The sequence below is a fragment of the Citrobacter sp. SX206 genome (assembly GCF_024181025.1).
Classification (GTDB): domain Bacteria; phylum Pseudomonadota; class Gammaproteobacteria; order Enterobacterales; family Enterobacteriaceae; genus Citrobacter; species Citrobacter youngae.
Window position 1 is genome coordinate 4,234,851 of sequence record NZ_CP049738.1, and the last position, 21,180, is coordinate 4,256,030.

Annotated in this window: 15 protein-coding genes and 1 pseudogene; 5 read left to right on the forward strand and 11 right to left on the reverse strand. The window is 52.1% G+C overall.

All coding sequences use genetic code 11. The features are described 5' to 3' along the window. Positions 1–37: 37 nt before the first annotated feature. Genes G8S19_RS20475 through G8S19_RS20485 form a run of 3 tightly spaced genes read right to left on the reverse strand, consistent with a single transcriptional unit; the run spans position 38 to position 5,456 of the window. On the reverse strand, positions 38–817 hold the full coding sequence (locus G8S19_RS20475; RefSeq protein ID WP_124021061.1) for a hypothetical protein: 780 nt from the start codon (positions 815–817) through the stop codon (positions 38–40). Positions 818–826: 9 nt separating this feature from the next. Next, entirely contained in the window at positions 827–2,923 is a 2,097-nt protein-coding gene (locus G8S19_RS20480) for a DUF3274 domain-containing protein (protein WP_253685820.1), read from the reverse strand. Next, positions 2,916–5,456, reverse strand: coding sequence for a type VI secretion system Vgr family protein (locus G8S19_RS20485; protein ID WP_124021063.1), 2,541 nt, complete (start codon positions 5,454–5,456; stop codon positions 2,916–2,918). Before G8S19_RS20485 ends, G8S19_RS20480 begins: the two co-directional genes overlap by 8 nt. A gap of 552 nt (positions 5,457–6,008) precedes the next feature. On the opposite strand from G8S19_RS20485, the gene G8S19_RS20490 reads away from it, so the two are divergent. Genes G8S19_RS20490 through G8S19_RS20500 form a run of 3 tightly spaced genes read left to right on the forward strand, consistent with a single transcriptional unit; the run spans position 6,009 to position 8,568 of the window. Beyond that, positions 6,009–6,692 (forward strand): D-lyxose/D-mannose family sugar isomerase, encoded by a 684-nt coding sequence (locus G8S19_RS20490; RefSeq protein WP_124021064.1) that lies wholly within the window; start codon positions 6,009–6,011, stop codon positions 6,690–6,692. A 14-nt stretch (positions 6,693–6,706) separates the two neighbouring features. Next, on the forward strand, positions 6,707–7,567 hold the full coding sequence (locus G8S19_RS20495) for a ketose 1,6-bisphosphate aldolase (RefSeq protein WP_061067036.1): 861 nt from the start codon (positions 6,707–6,709) through the stop codon (positions 7,565–7,567). After that, the gene (locus G8S19_RS20500) at positions 7,564–8,568 is read left to right on the forward strand and encodes a carbohydrate kinase family protein (protein WP_199970726.1); all 1,005 of its coding nucleotides are present in this window, start codon (positions 7,564–7,566) and stop codon (positions 8,566–8,568) included. Before G8S19_RS20495 ends, G8S19_RS20500 begins: the two co-directional genes overlap by 4 nt. 59 nt (positions 8,569–8,627) lie before the next feature. Here G8S19_RS20500 and G8S19_RS20505 read toward each other — a convergent pair whose 3' ends face one another. Further along, a complete protein-coding gene (locus G8S19_RS20505; protein ID WP_032948333.1) occupies positions 8,628–9,359 on the reverse strand; it encodes a response regulator in 732 nt (243 codons plus the stop codon). Positions 9,360–9,646: 287 nt separating this feature from the next. On the opposite strand from G8S19_RS20505, the gene fdhF reads away from it, so the two are divergent. Both fdhF and yjcO read left to right on the forward strand, forming a co-directional pair. After that, positions 9,647–11,794, forward strand: coding sequence for a formate dehydrogenase subunit alpha (fdhF, locus tag G8S19_RS20510; RefSeq protein ID WP_253685822.1), 2,148 nt, complete (start codon positions 9,647–9,649; stop codon positions 11,792–11,794). Between the two features lie 103 nt (positions 11,795–11,897). Then, complete coding sequence (gene yjcO / locus G8S19_RS20515; RefSeq protein ID WP_124021066.1) at positions 11,898–12,587, forward strand: Sel1 family TPR-like repeat protein YjcO; 690 nt, start codon at positions 11,898–11,900, stop codon at positions 12,585–12,587. A 96-nt stretch (positions 12,588–12,683) separates the two neighbouring features. Here the strand turns inward: yjcO and gltP are convergent, their stop codons facing one another. The 7 genes and pseudogenes from gltP to nrfA all read right to left on the reverse strand — a co-directional run bounded on the left by gltP (position 12,684) and on the right by nrfA (position 20,853). Beyond that, complete coding sequence (gene gltP, locus G8S19_RS20520; protein WP_253685824.1) at positions 12,684–13,994, reverse strand: glutamate/aspartate:proton symporter GltP; 1,311 nt, start codon at positions 13,992–13,994, stop codon at positions 12,684–12,686. A 344-nt stretch (positions 13,995–14,338) separates the two neighbouring features. After that, on the reverse strand, positions 14,339–14,950 hold the full coding sequence (gene nrfG, locus G8S19_RS20525) for a heme lyase NrfEFG subunit NrfG (protein WP_086529679.1): 612 nt from the start codon (positions 14,948–14,950) through the stop codon (positions 14,339–14,341). Continuing rightward, positions 14,950–17,176, reverse strand: a pseudogene (gene nrfF / locus G8S19_RS20530) (heme lyase NrfEFG subunit NrfF). The gene nrfG and the pseudogene nrfF overlap by 1 nt, the downstream one beginning before the upstream one ends. An 8-nt stretch (positions 17,177–17,184) precedes the next feature. Next, positions 17,185–18,141: a cytochrome c nitrite reductase subunit NrfD gene (nrfD, locus tag G8S19_RS20535; protein WP_040229791.1), complete on the reverse strand. Its 957-nt coding sequence runs from the start codon at positions 18,139–18,141 to the stop codon at positions 17,185–17,187. Beyond that, entirely contained in the window at positions 18,138–18,809 is a 672-nt protein-coding gene (nrfC, locus tag G8S19_RS20540) for a cytochrome c nitrite reductase Fe-S protein (RefSeq protein WP_003031761.1), read from the reverse strand. The genes nrfD and nrfC overlap by 4 nt, the downstream gene beginning before the upstream one ends. Continuing rightward, entirely contained in the window at positions 18,806–19,372 is a 567-nt protein-coding gene (nrfB, locus tag G8S19_RS20545; protein ID WP_003031758.1) for a cytochrome c nitrite reductase pentaheme subunit, read from the reverse strand. The genes nrfC and nrfB overlap by 4 nt, the downstream gene beginning before the upstream one ends. A gap of 44 nt (positions 19,373–19,416) precedes the next feature. Beyond that, positions 19,417–20,853, reverse strand: coding sequence for an ammonia-forming nitrite reductase cytochrome c552 subunit (gene nrfA, locus G8S19_RS20550; RefSeq protein ID WP_253685826.1), 1,437 nt, complete (start codon positions 20,851–20,853; stop codon positions 19,417–19,419). Positions 20,854–21,180 lie beyond the last annotated feature (327 nt).

Below are 21,180 nucleotides of genomic sequence, written 5' to 3' on the forward strand. Positions count from 1 at the left end.
TTAAACGTTAAGCGGTTTGGGCATATCCCATTGCCGATTATTTCCCCGCATCCATATCGCAGTGCATCCGGGTCCAGCCCTTATAGCCCACCACTTCCGGTTCTTTGTCCGGCAGGTTTTGATAGTTGGCCTTATAACCTTCCGTTAAATGGGCTAAGGATGCTTTCATAAACACCACCGTTCCCCAGGCGCGCCCTGGCGATTCAGGTCTCATATGGCCGTTCACATACTCGCCACTGGATTTATGCTTGCCTGGTCTGTAGAGATAATACGTGTCATCAAAGTATTGATAATCTATACCCGGACCACCCGGCTTTAAGCGCGGGTCGTCAAAAGGGTATGAGCTCAGATATAAATGTCCTTGTGCAGTGGAAATAAATGCCTGATTATTAACCACCACCACTCTTTTTATTTCTTTTCCTTCAGGTCTATCTACCATATTCCCATCAGAATTTTTCTCTTGCCCCTGAGATGGGGACATATACGTTGCGACCTGCCACGTTTGTCCATAGTCTTTAGATATTGTATATGCACCGGGTTCCCATTCAGGAATAAAGATGTATTTATCCGATGGATGGATATATATCCCAGAGAATATCCTGAAGGAAGCAAATACTCCATCATATATCTCTTTATGAATATTTTTTTTACCATCGTGATACCAAAGTGCTCCCTCACAATAATAGCCTTTTAACTCCAGATAACGATTATCGTCATAACGATAAATAACCTGTGAGGGTGTTTTTTTTGTACAGCCAGAGATAACACATAGTGAAATTGCTACGACGATTACGCTTACCACATTTCCCATTATCATAACTCATCCTTAAACGTTAAGTATTTTGGGCATATCCCATTGCAGATTGGGTGTCTCGGTATTATATATTTCATTATGTCTGGCAGGTTTAACCGTTGTTGAATGGCAATATTCGTTAACCACGCCAAACGTTCCTGTCGGTAAAATATCATCTGGTTTATTCATATATATTTTTGTTTTCCTGTCGTTTAGCTCTCCTGATTTATAATATTCAACTGCTTCCTGAAGACCGTTACGCTTCATACGCCAGTCCCCGCGCAGGAGTAGCTCGGTCCAGAATTCTCCGCAGCGGTGATCAAATGCCCCGCATATTCCCACCGCCAGATCGAAGGCCATCGCTTTCGCGGGGGCATCTTTCGACATAACAATAGAGGAATGCTGGCTGTAACCAACCTGTTCTGATTGCAGCCATTCTTTTTGCAGCTCATCCGGCGTTTTCTCATAAATAAGCTGCACGGTCTTATTGTATCCCCCGCCCAGGACAACGCCTTTGGTATAAGGCTTAGCATATTTTTTGGCGAACATCGCGAGTTCAGCGGGCGTTAATTCCTGGCCCGGTTGTAAATAATCGAAACCTGCGCCGCTGAGATTTTTGAAATCTGTCTCAGTGCGCGCAGTAACCGTGGCTTTTGCCGAAAATGAGATGTCCTGATCGGGTGAACCCGGTGTTATCGAATATTTATACTGACTTCCCGCGCCCTGTAACTGGTGTCTGAAGGTGACGGGGAGCTGCTCACCATTCACAACCACATCCGCAAACGTATATTGTCTGGTCGCGCCCGTATCCTGATCAAAACAATCCTTTTTTAACGCCGGCATTTCAAAAGGCATGCTCAGTGGGCTGCCGCCTATTTCCGGGCCATTTTCGCAGAAAACCCGCTGGCGCAGATTGTCTATGCCGCTGGCAATGTCATGAGGGACTCCCCTCCAGCCCAAACCCTGGACGTTAAGTAATGAAACCACACTGTCATTGGGGCAAAAATAGTTATACACCTTGCCAAAGTTATTACGGGTATAATGTTTATTCTTGCGCCATTGAGAATTGGTTTTACTCAGACAAATTGCGCCTTCTAATTCATCAATCTCGGCCTGCGTGTGGTATTCCCCCTTGCCATATCTGGCGTTTGTCGCCATCAAATGACAGAAATTTTTAAACGTCTGCTGTCGGGCACGATCCGTCTGGTGATGTCCGGGCGTCATACCTTCAGCAGCCGTTTTTTCCAGTGCGTAGGGAGAATGGTTAAGGATCACACAATCGGCGGGATCGGCACCTGCTGCTTTGACCAGCATATTCGCGAGCATGGTAATAATCGTTCCCTGGGAATGCGCAATGATATTAATGGGATCGAATTGCGTTGCCGGTTCACTTCGAATCAGCAGGATTAAATCGGCCAGCCGCTGCGCGGCAAAAAACTGATAAATTCGGTGCGGGTTATCATAAATTGGGTGCGTAAAATCCCCGCCATTCATATACAGTGATGCAAATCCTGCCGCACCGTTCGCCAGGCCGCCGGAGCCCGACCCTAACATATCCGGAATAGTGGTTGTTGCATTGGCAAAGGTACCCCCGCCTTTGGCGTACACATCATCGAGAACATTACCGAAATTATCATTCTGATATTTCAACGTGGTTTGGGGAATATGCCCCAGCTTTTCCAGCTTTGCGTTGTCATCTTCCTGATAGGCGTTGTAAGGCAGTTTTGCGGCGTCTCCTGATTTAGCCCGTTCTTCGCGATAACGCCGCTGGTCTTCTATATATGTCGCATGATCGACGGGTTTATACCCCCAATAAAATGGAATTACCGGGCTGCGCCCGGGCATTTTCACCTGCTGCTGCTCGCCATCCCCCATATCCATTTTGTACTGATGCCATTCATGCGGATACATATCCGTGCGGCCCATACGTTCATTCAGGCCGGCAATGATCCCCTGCTCCTGATTTTGATATGCCTCGCCAACATCGTTGACGCCATGAACAAGGATCACAATGCAGGGCATAGGGTTTTTAACCGCCACTTCGCAGACGGCCATTTTTCCGCCGGTGGATTTAGGCACGCCTTGTACACCTGTCGCCACCACTCGCGGATTAAAGGGACTGTTACTCATTTGGCAAAATCTCCATTTTCATTTCATCCATTTCCGTCATATCCAGTAACGGCGTCATGCCTTCATCGTCGGTAACACCTTCAATGATTTCACCGGAGGCCTTAGTCAGTCTGAATTTTGTCTTTTTCAGAACATCGTCCGTATTTCCATAACCATGTAATTTAATGCGGCGGTGAAACTGGTCTTCCTGAAAAACGGGGGATTTATCTTTAACGGATTCCGGCCCGCTCCAGTCAAGGGTGGTGCCTTTGAGCTGCACTTTGGCGGGAGAGAATATTTTTACTGAGCCATCTTCATTTATTCGAATACCGCCCCCTCCACACAGCAACTGAATATTCTTTTTGGCGCTGATGGTCACATTGCCGTTCATACTTTGAATATGAAAATGCTTATCAGAAAGCAGGCCCATTTCGCCACGCTGCGCCTGGACGGAAATATCATCTTTTGCGGCGATAATTTTGATCCCGATCGCTCTGCTGAAAAGCGATAAACCCTGCCCGACGGCCATGGAGAGTTTCTTAAAAACGTTAAAACTGCCGTTATTGGCCGCGTTCAGCGACAGATCTTTGTTTGCCGACAGCGCCATGGTTTCCGGTGTGAGCAGAGCCATACCTTTATCGGCATAGGCCACCAGCCCCGAGCGGGTGAGCTGTTGAAGCGCAGCGTTAAGCTGCTGCTGTTGCTCCATTTCAACGTTTAACGCCTGCGCCGTCAGGGCGCTTTGCTGAAGAGAAGTTGCCAGCACAAGGGCAGCCTGTAGCTGTTGAACGACTGCGTTCATGTCGAGCTGCTGACCCTGGGCTTTTGGCTGCGCCTCTGTCGTCAGCAATATTCCCTTTGCGGCCCTCAAAACTGCCCGATCATCGGTGCGCAGTTCTGCGCCTTCACCGCGCGGCTTACCACCCGCATCAACAAGATGGCCCATGTTTAGCTGGGTTTTAGCGTACTCGGTACTCAGCTTGACGTGTTCCTGCCCGCGTCGGTCTTCCATCCGCAGCTTATTGAAACCCGCAGTGCGGATGACGTTGCGGGTATTGTTGCGGCTGGTGACGGGGTCCGGCTTTGGTGCATGATGCAGGGCATGAGCAATGAAAGGTCTTTCCGGATCGCCACCTTCAAACGCAATGGCGACCTCCGCACCCTGAATGAGTGGAAAGTGATGACCATAAGTATCGCCGGCATAAACTCGCGCCAGACGAACGGGCATACTTTCATAGCCTTGCCTATGCTGGTCGAGGTCAAAATCAAACTTCACCCAATAGCGCCCCTGCAGATCGATGTGGGCATATTGGTCATTGTCTATTGGTGATGAAACGATTGCGGGAACAGTACCGGCGATACGTGGCCGGGGTAATGGCTGCGGTCGAAAGCAAACGCGCTCATTGTAAGGAATACCGAACAGTTGGGATTGCAGGGCTGCATCACGCCTGCCCGTCACTCGCATTGCCGTTACCACAAAGCCCGAAGTGAACGCCTGCGGAATGGTACCGTCGATGTTAAGCACCATACCTGGCACGATCGACGGACTGGTGGTCACGCCGCTTAAAACGGACTGATTATTAAGAATAATTTCGTGATGCAGTTTGGCGTAGAACCAGCTTGATTCGCCCGGTTGTTCCTCCGCAAATTTCGATCCCGGCTGGTGATGAATATCCGCATAACGATAATCCATTCCATACGTCGTCGACGTCTGTTCTGCTTCCTCGGCATCAGCATTGAGTACTAGCGAATTGGCAAGCCGGTAGTCAAAGTTCTTTGCTTTAACGGCTGCGGAAACAACGTTGTGCTTTGATACCAGCTTATCGATCGCGTAATCATTTGCTGTCAGACCCGCATGAGATGCATGCATAATCTTTTGATCGAAGATGTACCGGCTTTGTGAATCACTGAAGATAAGCACCATAATGTGCGGAACGGCATGATGATTTTCAATTCTGAACCAGATCCCAACTTCTGACAGGATGCGGCTGATAAACGCTAAATCTGATTCCTCCCACTGGACGATCATTTCCCGGTTAGGATACATACAAACAAGATTATCAAAGTCGATTTCATAATCGGCAAAAGCATGTTCTTTGAGGAGCTGCGTGACCAAATTCGGCACATTTATGTTCAGGTAAATAGCCGATCGCTTGCGTTGAGAGAGTAATGCAAGCTTATGCTCCAGCCTGATTTCGTACAGTGATTCATCCGCTGATGTGCTAATAAGCGAAAATGACGTAATGACGCCTTCAATTTGTCGTTCATATAGCCACATCTCAGAACCCTGAATATATTTATTCCAGTTATGATTAGGTGCTCTGATTTTCAGCGAGCCTTCAATATTTAGAAGTGAATCAGGAGGGATGCTTTTTAGTTTTGATGTGAATGTAATTTTATAACTGTATGGTTTACTTAAGTTTTCATAACCTTCAATTGTTTCAACATCAAGCACCCCTAACTTACCCTCGCCCCTTACGGAGAATAAATACTTATTTATACTCTCCTCTGAAACTATACCTTCCAGATTATAGAACCCTGAACCTTTTTTCATTATCGCATCCCTTACCAAAAGAAAGTAATACATAAGAAATAAAGTCCAGTCAGCATATCAATAATAACTAAAAAAGGTTATTTTTTACTGAAAAAAAATATGGAAAGTGAATTAATTATTATTAATCAAACACGTAATATAATCCTGACATATAAATAAACGATTAACTGGCACGATTTTAGATTCAATGAAATTAATTTTTTAACAAAAAGATTTATAAAACGCCGCATTCGTTTTTTCATCGCGAGGTAACAATCCAGCATTCACATCCAAATGGTTCCAGAAAACTGAGATGTGACTAAAAAAATGAACAAATTAACTCAATGATTTACAATAACATTTATAAAAATATTCTTTTCATTTATCATTTTATTGAATGAATCACACCACCCCATAAAAAAACACAATAAAATATAACGATTCCCTGTTCTGCTGTGAGGGAGAGGTAACCGGATGGTATCCCATTTGATCCATGGGAAAGCTTTTGATTTTCTCCCTCTCCCTTTGCGAGAGAGCCGCATAAAGGTCATCTTATCAGCCACAGGAGAATCAATGAAACGCTCCGCAATAAACGAGATCCTTGGCCACACGCGCCAGTTTTTCTCTCTGCACGACGTGCATCTCCCCCCTTTTGCCAGTTTCCCGCCGACCCAATGGCGCAAGCTTGATGCCGCTGCCTGGAGCGAAGTGTTCGACCTCAAGCTCGGTTGGGATGTCACCGCGTTCGGCGGCAACAATTTCGCCGCCCAAGGATTAACGCTGTTCACCCTGCGTAATGGTTCGCCGAAAGGCATGCCTTACGAGAAATGCTACGCCGAGAAAATCATGCATGTTCGCGATGCGCAGGTCACGCCGATGCATTTTCACTGGCGCAAACGCGAAGACATTATCAATCGCGGCGGCGGCAATCTGATTGTCGAACTGTGGAATGCAGGGATCCGCGAGCAAACGGAAGACAGCGACGTTAGCGTGGTGATTGACGGCTGTCGACAAACCCATGCCGCGGGCAGCCAACTACGCCTGACGCCGGGTGAGAGCATCTGCCTGCCGCCGGGCCTGTATCACAGCTTCTGGGCGGAAAAAGGTTTTGGCGACGTGCTGGTTGGCGAGGTCTCTTCTGTTAATGACGACGACCACGACAACCATTTTCTGCAACCGATTTCCCGCTACAACGACATTGAAGAAGACGAACCGGCGCTGCTGGTGCTGTGTAACGAATATCGCCTGTTCCGCTAACCAAGGAGCGCATTATGCCGTTGATATCTCTCGCCGATGGGCTTGCCCATGCCCGCGAGCACCGCTATGCCTTAGGGGCATTTAACGTTCTGGACTCACACTTCCTGCGTGCGCTTTTTGCCGCGGCAAAGCAGGAACGTTCGCCGTTTATCATCAATATCGCCGAAGTGCATTTTAAATATATCTCGCTGGATTCTCTGGTCGAAGCGGTCAAGTTCGAAGCCGCCAGACATGACATTCCGGTAGTGCTGAATCTTGACCACGGCCTGCACTTTGAGTCGGTGGTGCGAGCGTTACGCTTAGGTTTCAGCTCAGTGATGTTCGATGGATCCACGCTGGAATATGAAGAAAATATCCGTCAAACCCGCGAAGTGGTGAAGATGTGCCACGCTGTCGGCGTGTCTGTGGAAGCTGAACTGGGCGCAGTGGGCGGTGATGAGGGCGGCGCGCTGTACGGTCATGCCGACGAGTCGCTATTCACCGACCCGATGATGGCGCGTGATTTCGTCGACAGAACCGGTATTGATGCGCTGGCGGTCGCCATTGGCAATGCCCACGGCAAATATAAAGGCGAACCGGTGCTCGACTTCCCGCGTCTGGACGCCATTCGCCAGCAAGCGGCGATCCCGCTGGTACTGCACGGCGGTTCCGGCATCAGCGACGACGATTTCCGTCGGGCAATCGAGCTTGGCATTCACAAAATCAACTTTTATACGGGCATGTCGCAGGCGGCGCTGTCAGCAGTGGAGACGCGGATGGCGAATCGTCAGCCCTTGTACGACGAATTCGCCGAACTGCTGCTCGGCATTGAAGAGGCCATTACTGATACCGTTTCAGAACAGATGCGTATTTTTGGCAGCGCGGGGCAAATCTGATGGAACGTAAAGGCATTATCGCCGCAGGCAACATGCTGGTCGATCATGTACATCAGATTGTGCAGTGGCCGGAGCGCGGCTGGCTGGCGGAAATCACCCGTAGCGAACGCGCCACGGGCGGTGCGCCGCTGAACGTGCTGCTGACACTGGCAAAAATGCACACCGGATTGCCGCTGCAGGCGGTGGGCTTAATTGGCAAGGACAGCGATGGCGATTACATCATGGCGATGCTGGAACAGTATCACGTTAATCGCCAACACGTGCAGCGCACGACATTCGCGCCCACGTCAATGTCGCAGGTGATGACCGATCCCAGCGGTCAGCGCACCTTTTTTCACTCGCCGGGTGCCAACAGACTGCTGGATCTGCCCGCTTTTGAGCAACTGGATACCTCGATGAAAATCTTCCATCTTGGCTATCTGTTGCTGCTCGACAGCCTGGACATGCCAGATGAAGAGTACGGCACGCGTAGCGCTCGGCTGCTGGCGCAAATGCGCGACAATGGCTTTGAAACATCGCTGGATTTGGTCTCACGCAAGGGCGACCCGCGCTACCAGCCGCTGGTGATGCCCGCCCTGCGCCATCTCGATTATCTGGTGATTAACGAGCTGGAAGCCGGAGAGTTCAGCGGGCTGGAGATCCGCCAGCCCAACGGCGAACTTCACATTGCGCACATCGCCACCGCCGCACGCGAATTATTGGATGCAGGCGTACGCCAGCGGGTGGTTATTCACTGTCCGGAAGGTGCCTGGGGTGAAGCGCCGGATCGGGCGGGCATTTGGGTTCCGTCACAGTACCTGGCGCAGGAGGAGATCGTCGGCAGCGTCGGGGCGGGAGATGCGTTTTGCGCCGGTTTTTTGTATGGCTGTCATGAACGCTGGTCGCTGGAAGAGAGCATCCGGCTGGCACACGCCTGCGCGCGAGCCAGTTTGTTGTGCGCCAATGCAATCGACGGCGCGAAAACGCTGGAAGAGTTAAAAGCCGGAATGGCTGTTGCCTGATGCGCTACACTTATCAGGCCTACGAGGTCGTTATCGCTTTTGTAGGCCGGATAAGGCATTTACGCCGCCTTGTCGTGATGCTGCACGTCGGCGGCGAATACATAGCCCAGCCCGCGCAGGGTTTTGATCAACATCGGTTGGTGCGGGTTGATCTCTATTTTTCGCCGCAAGCGCATGATTAACACATCAATGGTGCGGTCAAACACCTCAACGCTGTCGCTGCGCGTCAGTTCCAGCAATTGTTCGCGGCTAAGCACCCGACGGGCATTTTGCGCCAGCGCCAACAGGAGACTGTATTCACCCTGCGTCAGTTCAACCTTCAATTGCTGAGGATTGCGAAGCTGGCAACCCGCGGTATCAAGATGCCAGCCGTTAAAAGAAAGACCCGTGGTTTGTGGACTGCCGCTTTCAGCCGTGAGCACGCCCACGCGTCTGAGCACCGCCTTCACCCGTGCCACCAGCACCCGGGCATTGAAGGGTTTACCGATGTAATCGTCAGCGCCCATTTCCAGCCCGACCACCACATCCGACTCGCTACCAAGCCCGGTCAGCATCACCACCGGTAATCCGGGCCTCATCTTTTGCACCTGCTGCAGCACCATCAGACCGTTGATGTCGGGCAACATCATATCCAGCAATACCAGCGCGATCTCCGGCTGAGTCTCAATGCAGCGCAACGCCTCCTGCCCGGTGTGACAAGCGGTCACCGCAAAGACGTGTTCGTTCAGCACATCCTGTAAAAGCGAGCAGACTGCCACGTCATCATCCACAACCAGTATGGCTGGCTTCATTGTTTTTCCCCATTGCTGGCCAACTTAAATGAGTGTGATTGATTCTGCCCAGAGTGACAGCGATAAGGCACAAGGATATGTGGGAAACATAACCTCGGTCACACTGCCGGGGCGTCACGTATTGGAGATTCGACACGTCAAATATGACGACAGCCTGTTTTTCGTCAGGGTTTTGACCAAAAATCACCCGTAATATCAGGGAATGCCCACAATAAAAAAGTGGCATAGAAGATGCATGCTGAGGGCGACAGCGCGTATGCGCGATTTGATTAACTGGAGCGAGACCGATGAAAAAAGTCGTCACGGTTTGCCCATATTGCGCATCAGGTTGCAAAATCAACCTGGTGGTCGATAACGGCAAAATCGTCCGGGCTGAAGCGGCGCAGGGGAAAACCAACCAGGGTACTCTGTGTCTGAAGGGCTACTATGGCTGGGATTTTATCAACGATACCCAGATCCTGACCCCTCGTCTGAAAACCCCAATGATCCGTCGCCAGCGTGGCGGCAAACTGGAATCTGTTTCCTGGGATGAAGCGCTTGATTACGTCGCCACTCGTCTGAGCGCCATCAAAGCGAAGTATGGCCCGGACGCTATTCAGACGACCGGTTCATCTCGCGGTACGGGTAACGAAACCAACTATGTAATGCAAAAATTCGCGCGCGCCGTTATTGGTACCAATAACGTTGACTGCTGCGCTCGCGTCTGACACGGCCCATCGGTTGCAGGTCTGCACCAATCGGTCGGTAACGGCGCAATGAGTAATGCTATCAATGAAATTGATAACACAGATTTAGTGTTCATCTTCGGGTATAACCCGGCGGATTCCCACCCTATCGTGGCGAATCACGTGATTAACGCTAAACGTAACGGGGCGAAAATTATCGTCTGCGATCCGCGCAAAATTGAAACTGCGCGTATTGCTGACATGCACATCGCGTTGAGAAACGGCTCGAATATCGCGCTGCTTAACGCTATGGGTCATGTCATCATCGAAGAAAAACTGTACGACCAGGCGTTCGTCGCCTCGCGTACGGAAGGATTCGAAGAGTACAGCAAGATTGTCGAAGGCTACACGCCGGAGTCCGTCGAAGATATCACGGGCGTGAGCGCGCACGATATCCGTCAGGCTGCACGTATGTATGCCACGGCGAAAAGTGCGGCTATCCTGTGGGGCATGGGTGTTACCCAGTTCTATCAGGGCGTGGAAACCGTGCGTTCACTGACCAGCCTCGCAATGCTGACCGGTAACCTCGGTAAGCCAAGCGTCGGTGTTAACCCGGTTCGTGGCCAGAACAACGTTCAGGGCGCATGCGATATGGGCGCGCTGCCGGATACCTATCCGGGCTATCAGTACGTGAAAGATCCGGCGAACCGCGAGAAATTCGCCAAAGCCTGGGGCGTGGAAAGCCTGCCTGCACATACCGGCTATCGCATCAGCGAGCTGCCGCACCGTGCGGCCCATGGCGAAGTTCGTGCGGCCTACATTATGGGTGAAGATCCATTACAGACCGACGCTGAGCTTTCCGCGGTACGTAAAGGCTTTGAGGATCTGGAACTGGTCATCGTACAGGATATCTTCATGACCAAAACCGCCGCTGCCGCAGACGTTATTTTACCGTCTACGTCATGGGGTGAGCATGAAGGCGTATTCTCCGCGGCTGACCGTGGCTTCCAGCGCTTCTTTAAAGCCGTTGAGCCGAAGTGGGATCTGAAAACGGACTGGCAGATTATCAGTGAAATCGCCACCCGTATGGGCTATCCGATGCACTACAACAACACCCAGGAAATCTGGGACGAGTTGCGTCATCTGTGCCCGGATTTCTACGGTGCCACTTACGAGAAGATGGGCGAACTGGGTTATATCCAGTGGCCTTGCCGCGACACCTCCAATGCCGACCAGGGGACGTCTTACCTCTTCAAAGAGAAGTTCGACACCCCGAACGGCCTGGCGCAGTTCTTCACTTGTGACTGGGTAGCGCCAATCGACAAACTCACCCCAGAGTACCCAATGGTACTATCAACGGTGCGTGAAGTCGGCCACTACTCTTGCCGTTCGATGACCGGTAACTGTGCGGCGTTGGCCGCGCTGGCGGATGAACCGGGCTATGCCCAGATCAACACCGCCGACGCAGAACGCCTGGGCATCCAGGATGAAGAGCTGGTGTGGGTGAACTCGCGTAAAGGTCGGGTCATTACCCGTGCGGCAGTCAGCGATCGTCCAAACAAAGGCGCGATTTACATGACCTACCAATGGTGGATTGGGGCCTGTAATGAGCTGGTAACCGAGAACTTGAGCCCGATTACCAAAACGCCGGAGTACAAGTACTGTGCCGTTAACGTTGAACGCATTGCCGATCAGCGCGCCGCCGAACAGTATGTGATTGATGAGTACACCAAGCTGAAAGCCAGCCTGCGCGAAAGCGCGATGGGTTAGTCCGTTTTCGTACCTGTTCTGCAACAGCCTCCGCCCGGAGGCTGTTTTTTTATCCATACGATCTCTTTATACTGTTCATTCCGTACCCTAAATAAAACTCAAAATGAAACAACTCATTGCATTGATGTTCTTTATGACATTCTTTGCCCATGCCAGTGATACTGAGCCAGGAAGCCAGTACTTACAGGCCGCTGAGGCAGGAGACCGACGCGCACAATACTTTCTCGCCGATACCTGGTTTAGTTCAGGCGATTTGAGCAAAGCCGAATACTGGGCGCAAAAAGCAGCCGACAATGGCGATGCGGATGCCTGGGCCTTACTGGCGCAAATTAAGATAACCAACCCGGTCAGTCTGGATTATCCACAAGCCAAAACGCTGGCCGAAAAAGCGACCGAGGCAGGCAGTAAGGCGGGGGAAATTACGCTGGCGAGAATTCTGGTGAACACGCAGGCTGGACGCACAGATTACCCCAAAGCCATTACATTGCTGCAAAACGCCTCTGAAGATCTGGAAAATGACTCCACTGTCGATGCACAAATGCTGCTCGGACTGATCTACGCCAATGGCGTGGGTATTCCTGCTGACGATGAAAAGGCCACATGGTATTTCAAGCGCAGCTCGGCCATCTCCCGCACCGGTTATTCCGAGTACTGGGCCGGAATGATGTTCTTAAACGGCGAGCAGGGGTTTATCGTGAAGAATAAACAGAAGGCGCTGCACTGGCTGAATCTGAGCTGTATGGAAGGATTTGATACCGGCTGTGAAGAGTTTGAAAAGCTGACCAATGGTTGATGCTGGTTGCCGGATGGCGCTACGCTTATCCGGCCTACACATCCTTTGTAGGCCTGATAAGACGCGTGAGCGTCGCCATCAGGCACCCATCACTAATTACTGCGCGGTCTTATCAAATTTACCCAGCATCTCGCGCTCGTAAGCCAGCGCTTTCTTGCGGTCAAACTTGTGTTCCCACTTGGCGATTACCAGCACCGCCAGTGCATTCCCCACCACGTTCAGCGCGGTACGCGCCATGTCGAGGATACGGTCAACGCCGGCGATAAACGCCAGGCCTTCCAGCGGGATCCCGACGCTGCCAAGCGTAGCCAGCAGTACGACGAAGGAGACGCCCGGCACGCCTGCAATCCCTTTCGAGGTGACCATCAACGTCAGCACCAATACGATTTCCTGCCATAGTGACAGGTCGATACCGTACAGCTGCGCAATGAAAATAGCGGCAATACTCTGGTACAACGTTGAGCCATCAAGGTTAAATGAGTAACCGGTCGGCACCACAAAGCTGGTAATTGAGGCTGGCGCGCCATAGGCTTCCATTTTCTCAATAATACGCGGCAGTACGCTCTCAGAACTGGCGGTTGAATACGCCAGAATCAGCTCATCTTTCAGGATACGGATTAAGATCCAGATACTCAGACCACAGACACGCGCCACGATACCCAGCACCACCAGCGCAAAGAACAGGATGGCAAAATGCACCAACAGTACCAGCTTCGCCAGCGGCCACAGTGAGGCAAAACCGAAGTTCGCGACGGTCACAGCAATCAGCGCGAAAACGCCAACCGGCGCGTAGCGCATCACCATGTGCGTCACTTTAAACATGGTTTCGGAAATAGAGCGGAACACGGTCACCAGCGGCTCGCGGTGAGTAGCTGGCAGTGAAGACAAGCCTAAACCGAATAACACCGAAAAGAAGATAATCGGCAGCATGTCGCCTTTCGCCATCGATGCGACGATGTTGGTCGGCACCAGTGACAAAATCGTGCCCATCAGGCCATGCGCGTGGCTTTGCACTTCTGCGGTTGTATTTTGATATTTCGAAATATCCACAGTCGCCAGCTGCGACATATCAATCCCGGAACCCGGTTGAAACACATTCGCCAGCGTGATGCCAAGAATAATCGCTACGGTGGTGATCACTTCGAAATAGAGAATGGTTTTGGCGCCAATACGGCCCAGCTGTTTTGCATCACCCACCCCGGCAATACCAACCACCAGCGTGGAGATAACAATCGGCACGACGATCATTTTGATCAGATGGATAAAGATATCGCCTGCCGGAGACAGCAGGTTGACCACCAGCCATTCGCGGCTGTCGCTATGGTAATGCAGGTAACTCCCTAGCAGAATGCCCAGCACCATGGCGATTAGAATCTGCCATGCCAGGCTGACTTTCAAATTTTTCATAACAACGGACTTCCTCGATGGAGCGCTATTCCACATGCGGTGTGTGGGAATAGTACATACTGAAAGGGTATGAATTGTGTTGCGTTCGTTTATGGAGTTTTTTAACGCTTATTATCATTATCATCTGCATGGCATTCCGCGCAACCCTCTAAGAACAGGGCTTTTGGCTGAATTTATGCATAAAAATGCAATTTTATCGCGGTATTGATGAATAACTTTTTGTTATAAAAGAATTTTAATATGTTCAAAAATGAAGAAGTCATAGCGTGAGTTTTTTTCGCCCACCTGTTCGTTTGCCTGTTTTTTAAACAGGCAAAATGATACAAATCACAAAAAAAACAAATTTATTTTTGCCGATTCTGCAACAACTTCGCCATATTAATAGAGTCAACGAGCTGTGCCCGGTTCACCCTCGGCGAATTTAAATCCATAACTTTTTGCCACACTGAAATAGCCTGGGCGTAGTCTGCCTGCATAAACGCATCTGAGGCTAACAACATCAGCGCGGTGACCTCTGCCGGGTCCAGCGCCAAGGCCTTATCAATCATATCACGAGTGGGCGGCGCCATATGTTGTCCGGCCTGGTAATACAATACCGTTGCCATCGCTGAATAGATCTCAGCATTTTCACCGCCGACACGCAGCGCCTGCTCGTAGGCCAGCAGCGCATTATGATACGCGTTTTGCCAAAGATAGTACTCCCCGAGTTGCGCCCATTTCACGCCGTCCCGTGGATTGGCTCGAATCTGCGATTGCAGAAAAAGCAACTGTTTTTCCTGAATATTTTCATCAGAGAAAGCATGTAAAGGGTCCGCCAGTCGCGTCTGCTCTTGACGAACCGCCTGCCATTTTGGCGTCAACAGGTAACCTCCAATGCAGGCCACAACCATCAGTACCACCGCAGCGGTCAACCGCTTCACGGGCATTGGGCGTAACAGCGGCTCGCACTGGCTCATTATTCACCTTCCTCCGTATGCTGACGTCTTCTCACTCGCCAGACCACTACACCTACCAGCAACAACAACAGGCACGGCAACGCCCACAGCAGCAGCGTTTGTTCATTCAGCGGCGGATTATAACGAACGAAGTCACCGTAACGCTCGGTCATCCAGGTGGTTATCTCGGCTTCACTTTTCCCTTCCGCCACCATGCTGTAAACCTGATGGCGCATACTGACCGCTACCGGCGCATTGGATTCCAGCAAATTTTGGTTTTGGCACTGTGGACAACGCAGTTGGCTGGCAATAGACAGCGCTTGTTCCTGCTGTTGCGGATTTTCAAAGCGCCAGGTATCCACAACCTGGGCATGCGTAGCGAAAGTAATGAAAAACAGGACGAGCGTTAGGAGTAATAACTTTCTGCCGGATGGTGCTGCGCTTATCCGGCCTACGGTTTGCGCACCTTGTAGGCCGGATAAGGCGTTTACGCCGCCATCCGGCAACGCTGTGATTAATTTACGCATCACGCTTCCTCCCTCGCCATCCGCTCAGCAGCGCGCCAAAGACCATTAATAGTCCCCCACCCCAAATCCAGCGCACGCCGGTCTGCACGTACAAGCGCATGGCATAACGGTCTGGTCCGGTTTTTTCACCCATTACCGCATACCAGTCATGCATCAGGTTCCAGCGGATCCCCGGCTCCATCATCTGTTGACGACGCGCGGCATAGAAGCGCCTTTCAGGTTGCAGGCTGCCAATGCGTTTCTCATTGTGCCACAGCGTGATCTGCGCTTTTTCACTGGTGTAGTTACCTTTGGCTTCCAGGTCGAGACGCTCAAAACGGAAAATGTAACCCGCCAGTTCAACCTGCTGCCCAGGGCTCAGGTTCAGGCTTATCTCCTGACGGCTACCGCTGGAAAAAACGATCCCCGCCGCAAACACCAGCACTCCGGCATGCGCCAGCAGTGCCGGAAGTTGGATGCGGAAAGACACTTTACGGCTTCTGACCATTGCCAGCACAATAACCAGCAGCATCAGTAGGCCAAAGGGCAGCGTAGCGCGGTTAAAGTACGGTGCGCCCACGGAAAGCCGCCCCCAGCCGAACAGCCCGTAAATCATCGGGTAGAGCGTGCCAATCAGCACAATCAGCAGCACCGCACTAAAGAGCAGCAGCGCAACCAGAATCAGCATCTCGCGTGACCAACCGCCAAAACGAGCATTCTGCCGGACTTGCTGGCCCCGCCAGGCGTACAACCCGAGCGACGCCAGACTCAACACGGTAAACAGCGCAAACAGCGGCGCGGCACGAACGTTATCCAGCGCGAAAGCATGCACCGAAACGAGAATGCCGGAACGCACAATCAGCGTCCCCAGCAGCGATAAAATCAGCGTGACGATCGCCAGCAGCAGCGACCAGTGGCGGAAGATCCCGCGCTGGCGCGTGATATACAGGCTATGTAGCAGCGCGCTGGCGGAAAGCCAGGGTAATAAGGAAGCGTTTTCTACCGGGTCCCAGAACCACCAGCCGCCCCAGCCCAGCTCGCAGTAGGCCCACCAGGAGCCGAGGATAATCCCCAGCGTCAGCGCGCACCAACCGGGCAAGGCCCAGCGCCAGCACACCCAGGCGCTCTGCGCATTAAAGTCACTACGTAGCAGCGAGGCCAGCGCCACGCCTGCCGCCACCATCAAACCACCGTAACCCAGGTACAGCAGCGGTGGATGGAGGATTAACCCGAGATGTTGCAGCATCGGGTTAAGGTCGCGCCCTTCAATGGCTGGCGGAAAGATACGCACGAACGGATCGGACCATACCACCACAAACAGCAGCAGCAGGGCCGTTATCATTGAAAGGACACTGAGCGTCAGCGGAAACAGCGCGTTGGTATTACGCCGATAGCGAAGAGCAAACAGCGCGCTCCAGGCGGAAAGAAACAGCACCCACAGCAGCAGCGATCCTTCATGACCGCCCCACACCGCCGCCAGTTTTAATCCCCACGGCAGCAGGCTGTAGCTGTGCTGGGCAACGTAGACCACCGAAAAATCGCTGGTCAAAAAGCAGAATACCAGAATGGTAAAGGCCAGTAGCAGCAGGGCAAATTGCGTCCACACGCCCACGCTTGCCAGGCGCATCATCCCCTGCCAGCGCTGGCGGACACCTACCAACACGGCAAGCGGGGTCAACACGTTGACCCCGAGGCTTAATAACAGCGCCAGAAAACCGGCTTCAGGAAGGAGAACGTCCAGATATCACCTTACGCAACGGTTAGCTGACCCGCATAGAGGATAAAAAAGCGCAGCAGCAGTACGCCGGTCAGGCTGGCGCCGCACACTGCCAGCACACCATGAAACGTCGAACTGCGGTTGGCCCAGGGTTTTAGCAGCATCGGCAGTATCAGCCCAAGCCCGGCCACGCCCAGCCAGAACCACCAGGTCCAGAATCCGCCGCCCAATGCCGCCGCCAGCGCACGCATTTTTCCGTCATCGCCCAGCGCCAGGCCGACGAAGAACGCCGCCAGCAGGAAGATCTCCAGCCATACCACCGGGACTTCCATGCGATGCACAAAGTGCGCTTCCGTACTGTGCGGATTGCTACGATGACGTAACGCCATGGTGATCAGTGCCACCGCCGCACCGGAGGAGATCCCGGAGAACAGAAACAGCACCGGCAGGATCGGGTTATTCAGGAACGGGTAGGATTTCAGCGCCGACAGCAGGAACCCGGTATACGCCCCGAGCAGGACCGCCAGCACCAGCATCAATGTCTCCAGTGCGCGATGGAACGGCGTGATTAGCGTCAGGAGTTTTGACACAATCGTCAGTCGCGGCACGAACCGCTGTTGCAGGGCAATCACCTCTTTTTCAAAGATTTTTGCCAGCCACAACACTAACACCACCATGTACAACTGGAACAGCATGACCCCCATCGACATCACCGAGGTGAAGCTGTAGTGGAACATCAGTTTCCAGAAAGTCCATGGACGCGTCAGGTGGAACACCAGAATCAGCAAACCGAAGATAATTGCCCCCGGCCCTAACACCAGCGTGGTGCGCAGCAGCGTGCTGTCTGAACCGCCCGCCTCCGGATGGAAGCGACGCAGCAGAATCGCCAACGTGACCAGTCCGGCAGAGATACCTATCAGGAACAGATAGATGGCAATGGGCCAGTCCCACACCAGTGATTCAAAATGAAATGCAGAAGCGGATGTCATTGGCTCACCTCCCCAAATTTAAAGGGAACGCGGTAGACCTTCGGTTTTGTACCCAACGCCAGTTTGTAACGGTAGGTAGTTTTCTGCTGCAACAAACGGGATATATCACTGTTGGGATCGTCCAGATTACCAAACGTCAGCGCCTTCGTCGGGCATGACTCAACGCAGGCGGGCTGTTTGCCCGCTTTCAGGTTGGTTTTCCGGCAGAAATCGCATTTATCCGCCGTTTTGCTCACCGGATGGATAAACCGCACACGATAAGGACACGCGGCGATACAGTACTGGCAGCCAACGCAAAGGTCCGGGTTCACATCCACAATACCGCTGGCGGCATCGCGATACGATGCCCCCGTCGGGCAGACGTCAACGCAGGGAGCGTGGTCGCAATGCTGGCACGAGTGACGGAAGAAGCGATACTTCACATCAGGAAATGTCCCTTGCGGCTCGCTGCGAATAATCGTCAGACGCGATACGCCTTCCGGCACGTTGTTAACTTCCCGACAAGCATCCATGCAGGCCGTACAGCCAATGCATAAAGACTCATCATGAACCATACCGTAACGCACGCCATTGATGTTCAGCGTCTTCGCCACAACGCGCCCCGCCGTCCCGCTCACTGCCACCAGCGCGCCGACGCCGGTGATAAACTGGCGACGAGAGCAACTCATGGATGCTCCTTAAGCAACGGAACCGACGCCGGGTTAAAGTTCGGATTGTTACGCTGATCGCTGTGGCAATCGACGCAAATCTTGATCCGTCCTTTATCGCTCAGCGTCTGCATCGTGTCTTGCTTCGGATGCAGTGAGTGACAGCTGGCACACGCCACTTTGGTTACGTGGACATCGTGCGGCCAGAACGCTTTTTGCAACTGCTCAGGCAGGTGACAGGACATACAGACACTGTTCTGCTGCTCCACGTTGTACATCGGCTCATTAAAGCGCATCACATCTTTCACCCCTTCGCGGTGGTTCGGTGACGGCTGGCCGTGACAATTGGTGCAGGTGACAGGCAGTTTGTTATTCGGGTTGATGGCTTCCGCATGCTTACCATGCATGCCTTCGGTATCCGGCTTGTGACAGTCCAGACAGGCGGCATCCGGATTACGCTGTTGGGTAACCGTCCAGCGTTGATCCGACTCCTGCGGCGTTGGCGTGGCAGTGATTCCACTCAGGCTCCATAACAAGCCTGACGCCAGCACCCCAGCAGTTAATAACGAACGTAATACGCTCATATTCACTCCGTTGAGTTATCCGCCCCTTGCGGGGCGAAATGGGGTTATTGGCTTAACAGACCGTTTTTACGCGCCTGTTCTTCCCACTGCGGAATCACCGTTTTGATGAAGTCCTGCTTCTCAGCATTGATTTGCTGCATGTTCAGACCAATCGCCGCCTGGGCTTTCTCTTTGGTAGAGATATCCGGTAACGGGATTTCATGCGTGATGCCTTTGATCGCCAGCAGACGGACCAGTTTGGTACGTGCGTCAGCGGCTTTATCCATTGCGCTACCCAGCATCCGCAGACCTTCTTCCGGGGCATGCATGTGAATACCGTGTGAGGCGATAGACAGGTCCCAACGCCATTGCGCGTGACGGATATCTTCCAGAATCGGCTTCATTTCCGCTTCGGTCGCACCCGCATCCCATGCAGCTTTCGCTTCGAAGTGCGCACGAACAAGCTGGTCTTCAACTTTGATTTTCAGGTCATGAATGGCCTGTTTACGCTCGGCGACCACTTTTTGCAGGGACGCTTTGTCCTGGGTGTGGCAGTTCGCACAGGTCTGAGCGAAATTATCGAACGGATTACCAATCTTATGGTCGGTGTAAATCTTGCCTTCCGCGTTCTGCACTTTCGGCATGTGGCAGTCGATACAGGTCACATTGTTCTTGCCGTGAATGCCTGCGCTCCAGGTTTCATACTCCGGGTGCTGCGCTTTCAGCATCGGGGTTTTAGACAGGGAGTTGGTCCAGTCAGAGAAGGCGATGGTGTCGTAGTACTTCTCCATGTTCTCGACTTTCATGCCGTCGTCCCACGGGAACTTAACGGCTTTGTTTTTACCGTCGAAGTAATATTCCACGTGGCACTGGCCGCAGACCATGGATTGCTGGTCAAAGCGACCGGCTTTCTCAAACGGTTTGCCGATTGTTTCCATCGCGCGTTCAGCATAAGGACGCGACAGCGTCAGTTCTGGCTTGCCTTTGGCAAAGTCTGGTGACGCGGTGTTATGGCAATCGCCGCAGCCAAGATTATTAACAATTTCAGGACCGCCGCGCGCCCATTTACCGTGGAAGTAGCCATCTTCACCGTCTTTCTGGATCAGACGCGCCACATCCGGGCTTTTACAGCTCCAGCAGGCCATCGGCAACGGACCATCTTCTGCCGTTTTGGGTGCGCCAGTACGTAAGGTTTCACGAACATCGGTCACTGCATACGCGTGCCCGCGCGGTTTGTTGTAATCGCGCGAGAAGGGATATCCCGCCCACAGGATCACCAGACGAGGATCTTCTGCCAGCGCATCTTCACGGGCTGATTGCTCAGACGTGGCTTTCCAGGAGAGATATTGATCGGGATGCTGAGGGGCGAAGACTTCATTCTTCGCTTCAACGGTGACGGTTTTTGCGGGTACGGGGGTTTGTTCAGCGTGAACTGCAGAGATAAATAATAAAGGTACTAACAGGCTGAAGAAACGGCGTACGCGTGATTTTATCCTTGCCATAGGGGTCTCATCCAGATGACGCCATTATCTGCAATGGCGGTTCTTTTATTGTTTTCCATAACAGCAACCACACGAATACTGTCATGACATTGCTCCACCCTATTTGTAACAAGAAACCACACTGAAAATGTTGTCTTTAATCAATTGTAAGTGTATGTAAAATACCACTTTAGAGTTAGTAACTCCCTTTGATTGCTCCCTCTTTTGTCTAATTCAGAGACAGATCACCTTTTCAACAATCCTTTAGATAACTACATGTTATCGCGAGATTTAGTCAATTTTGCTAGCTCCCTTCAAAATTCAGTTTGTCGCTAATTTGCACAATTC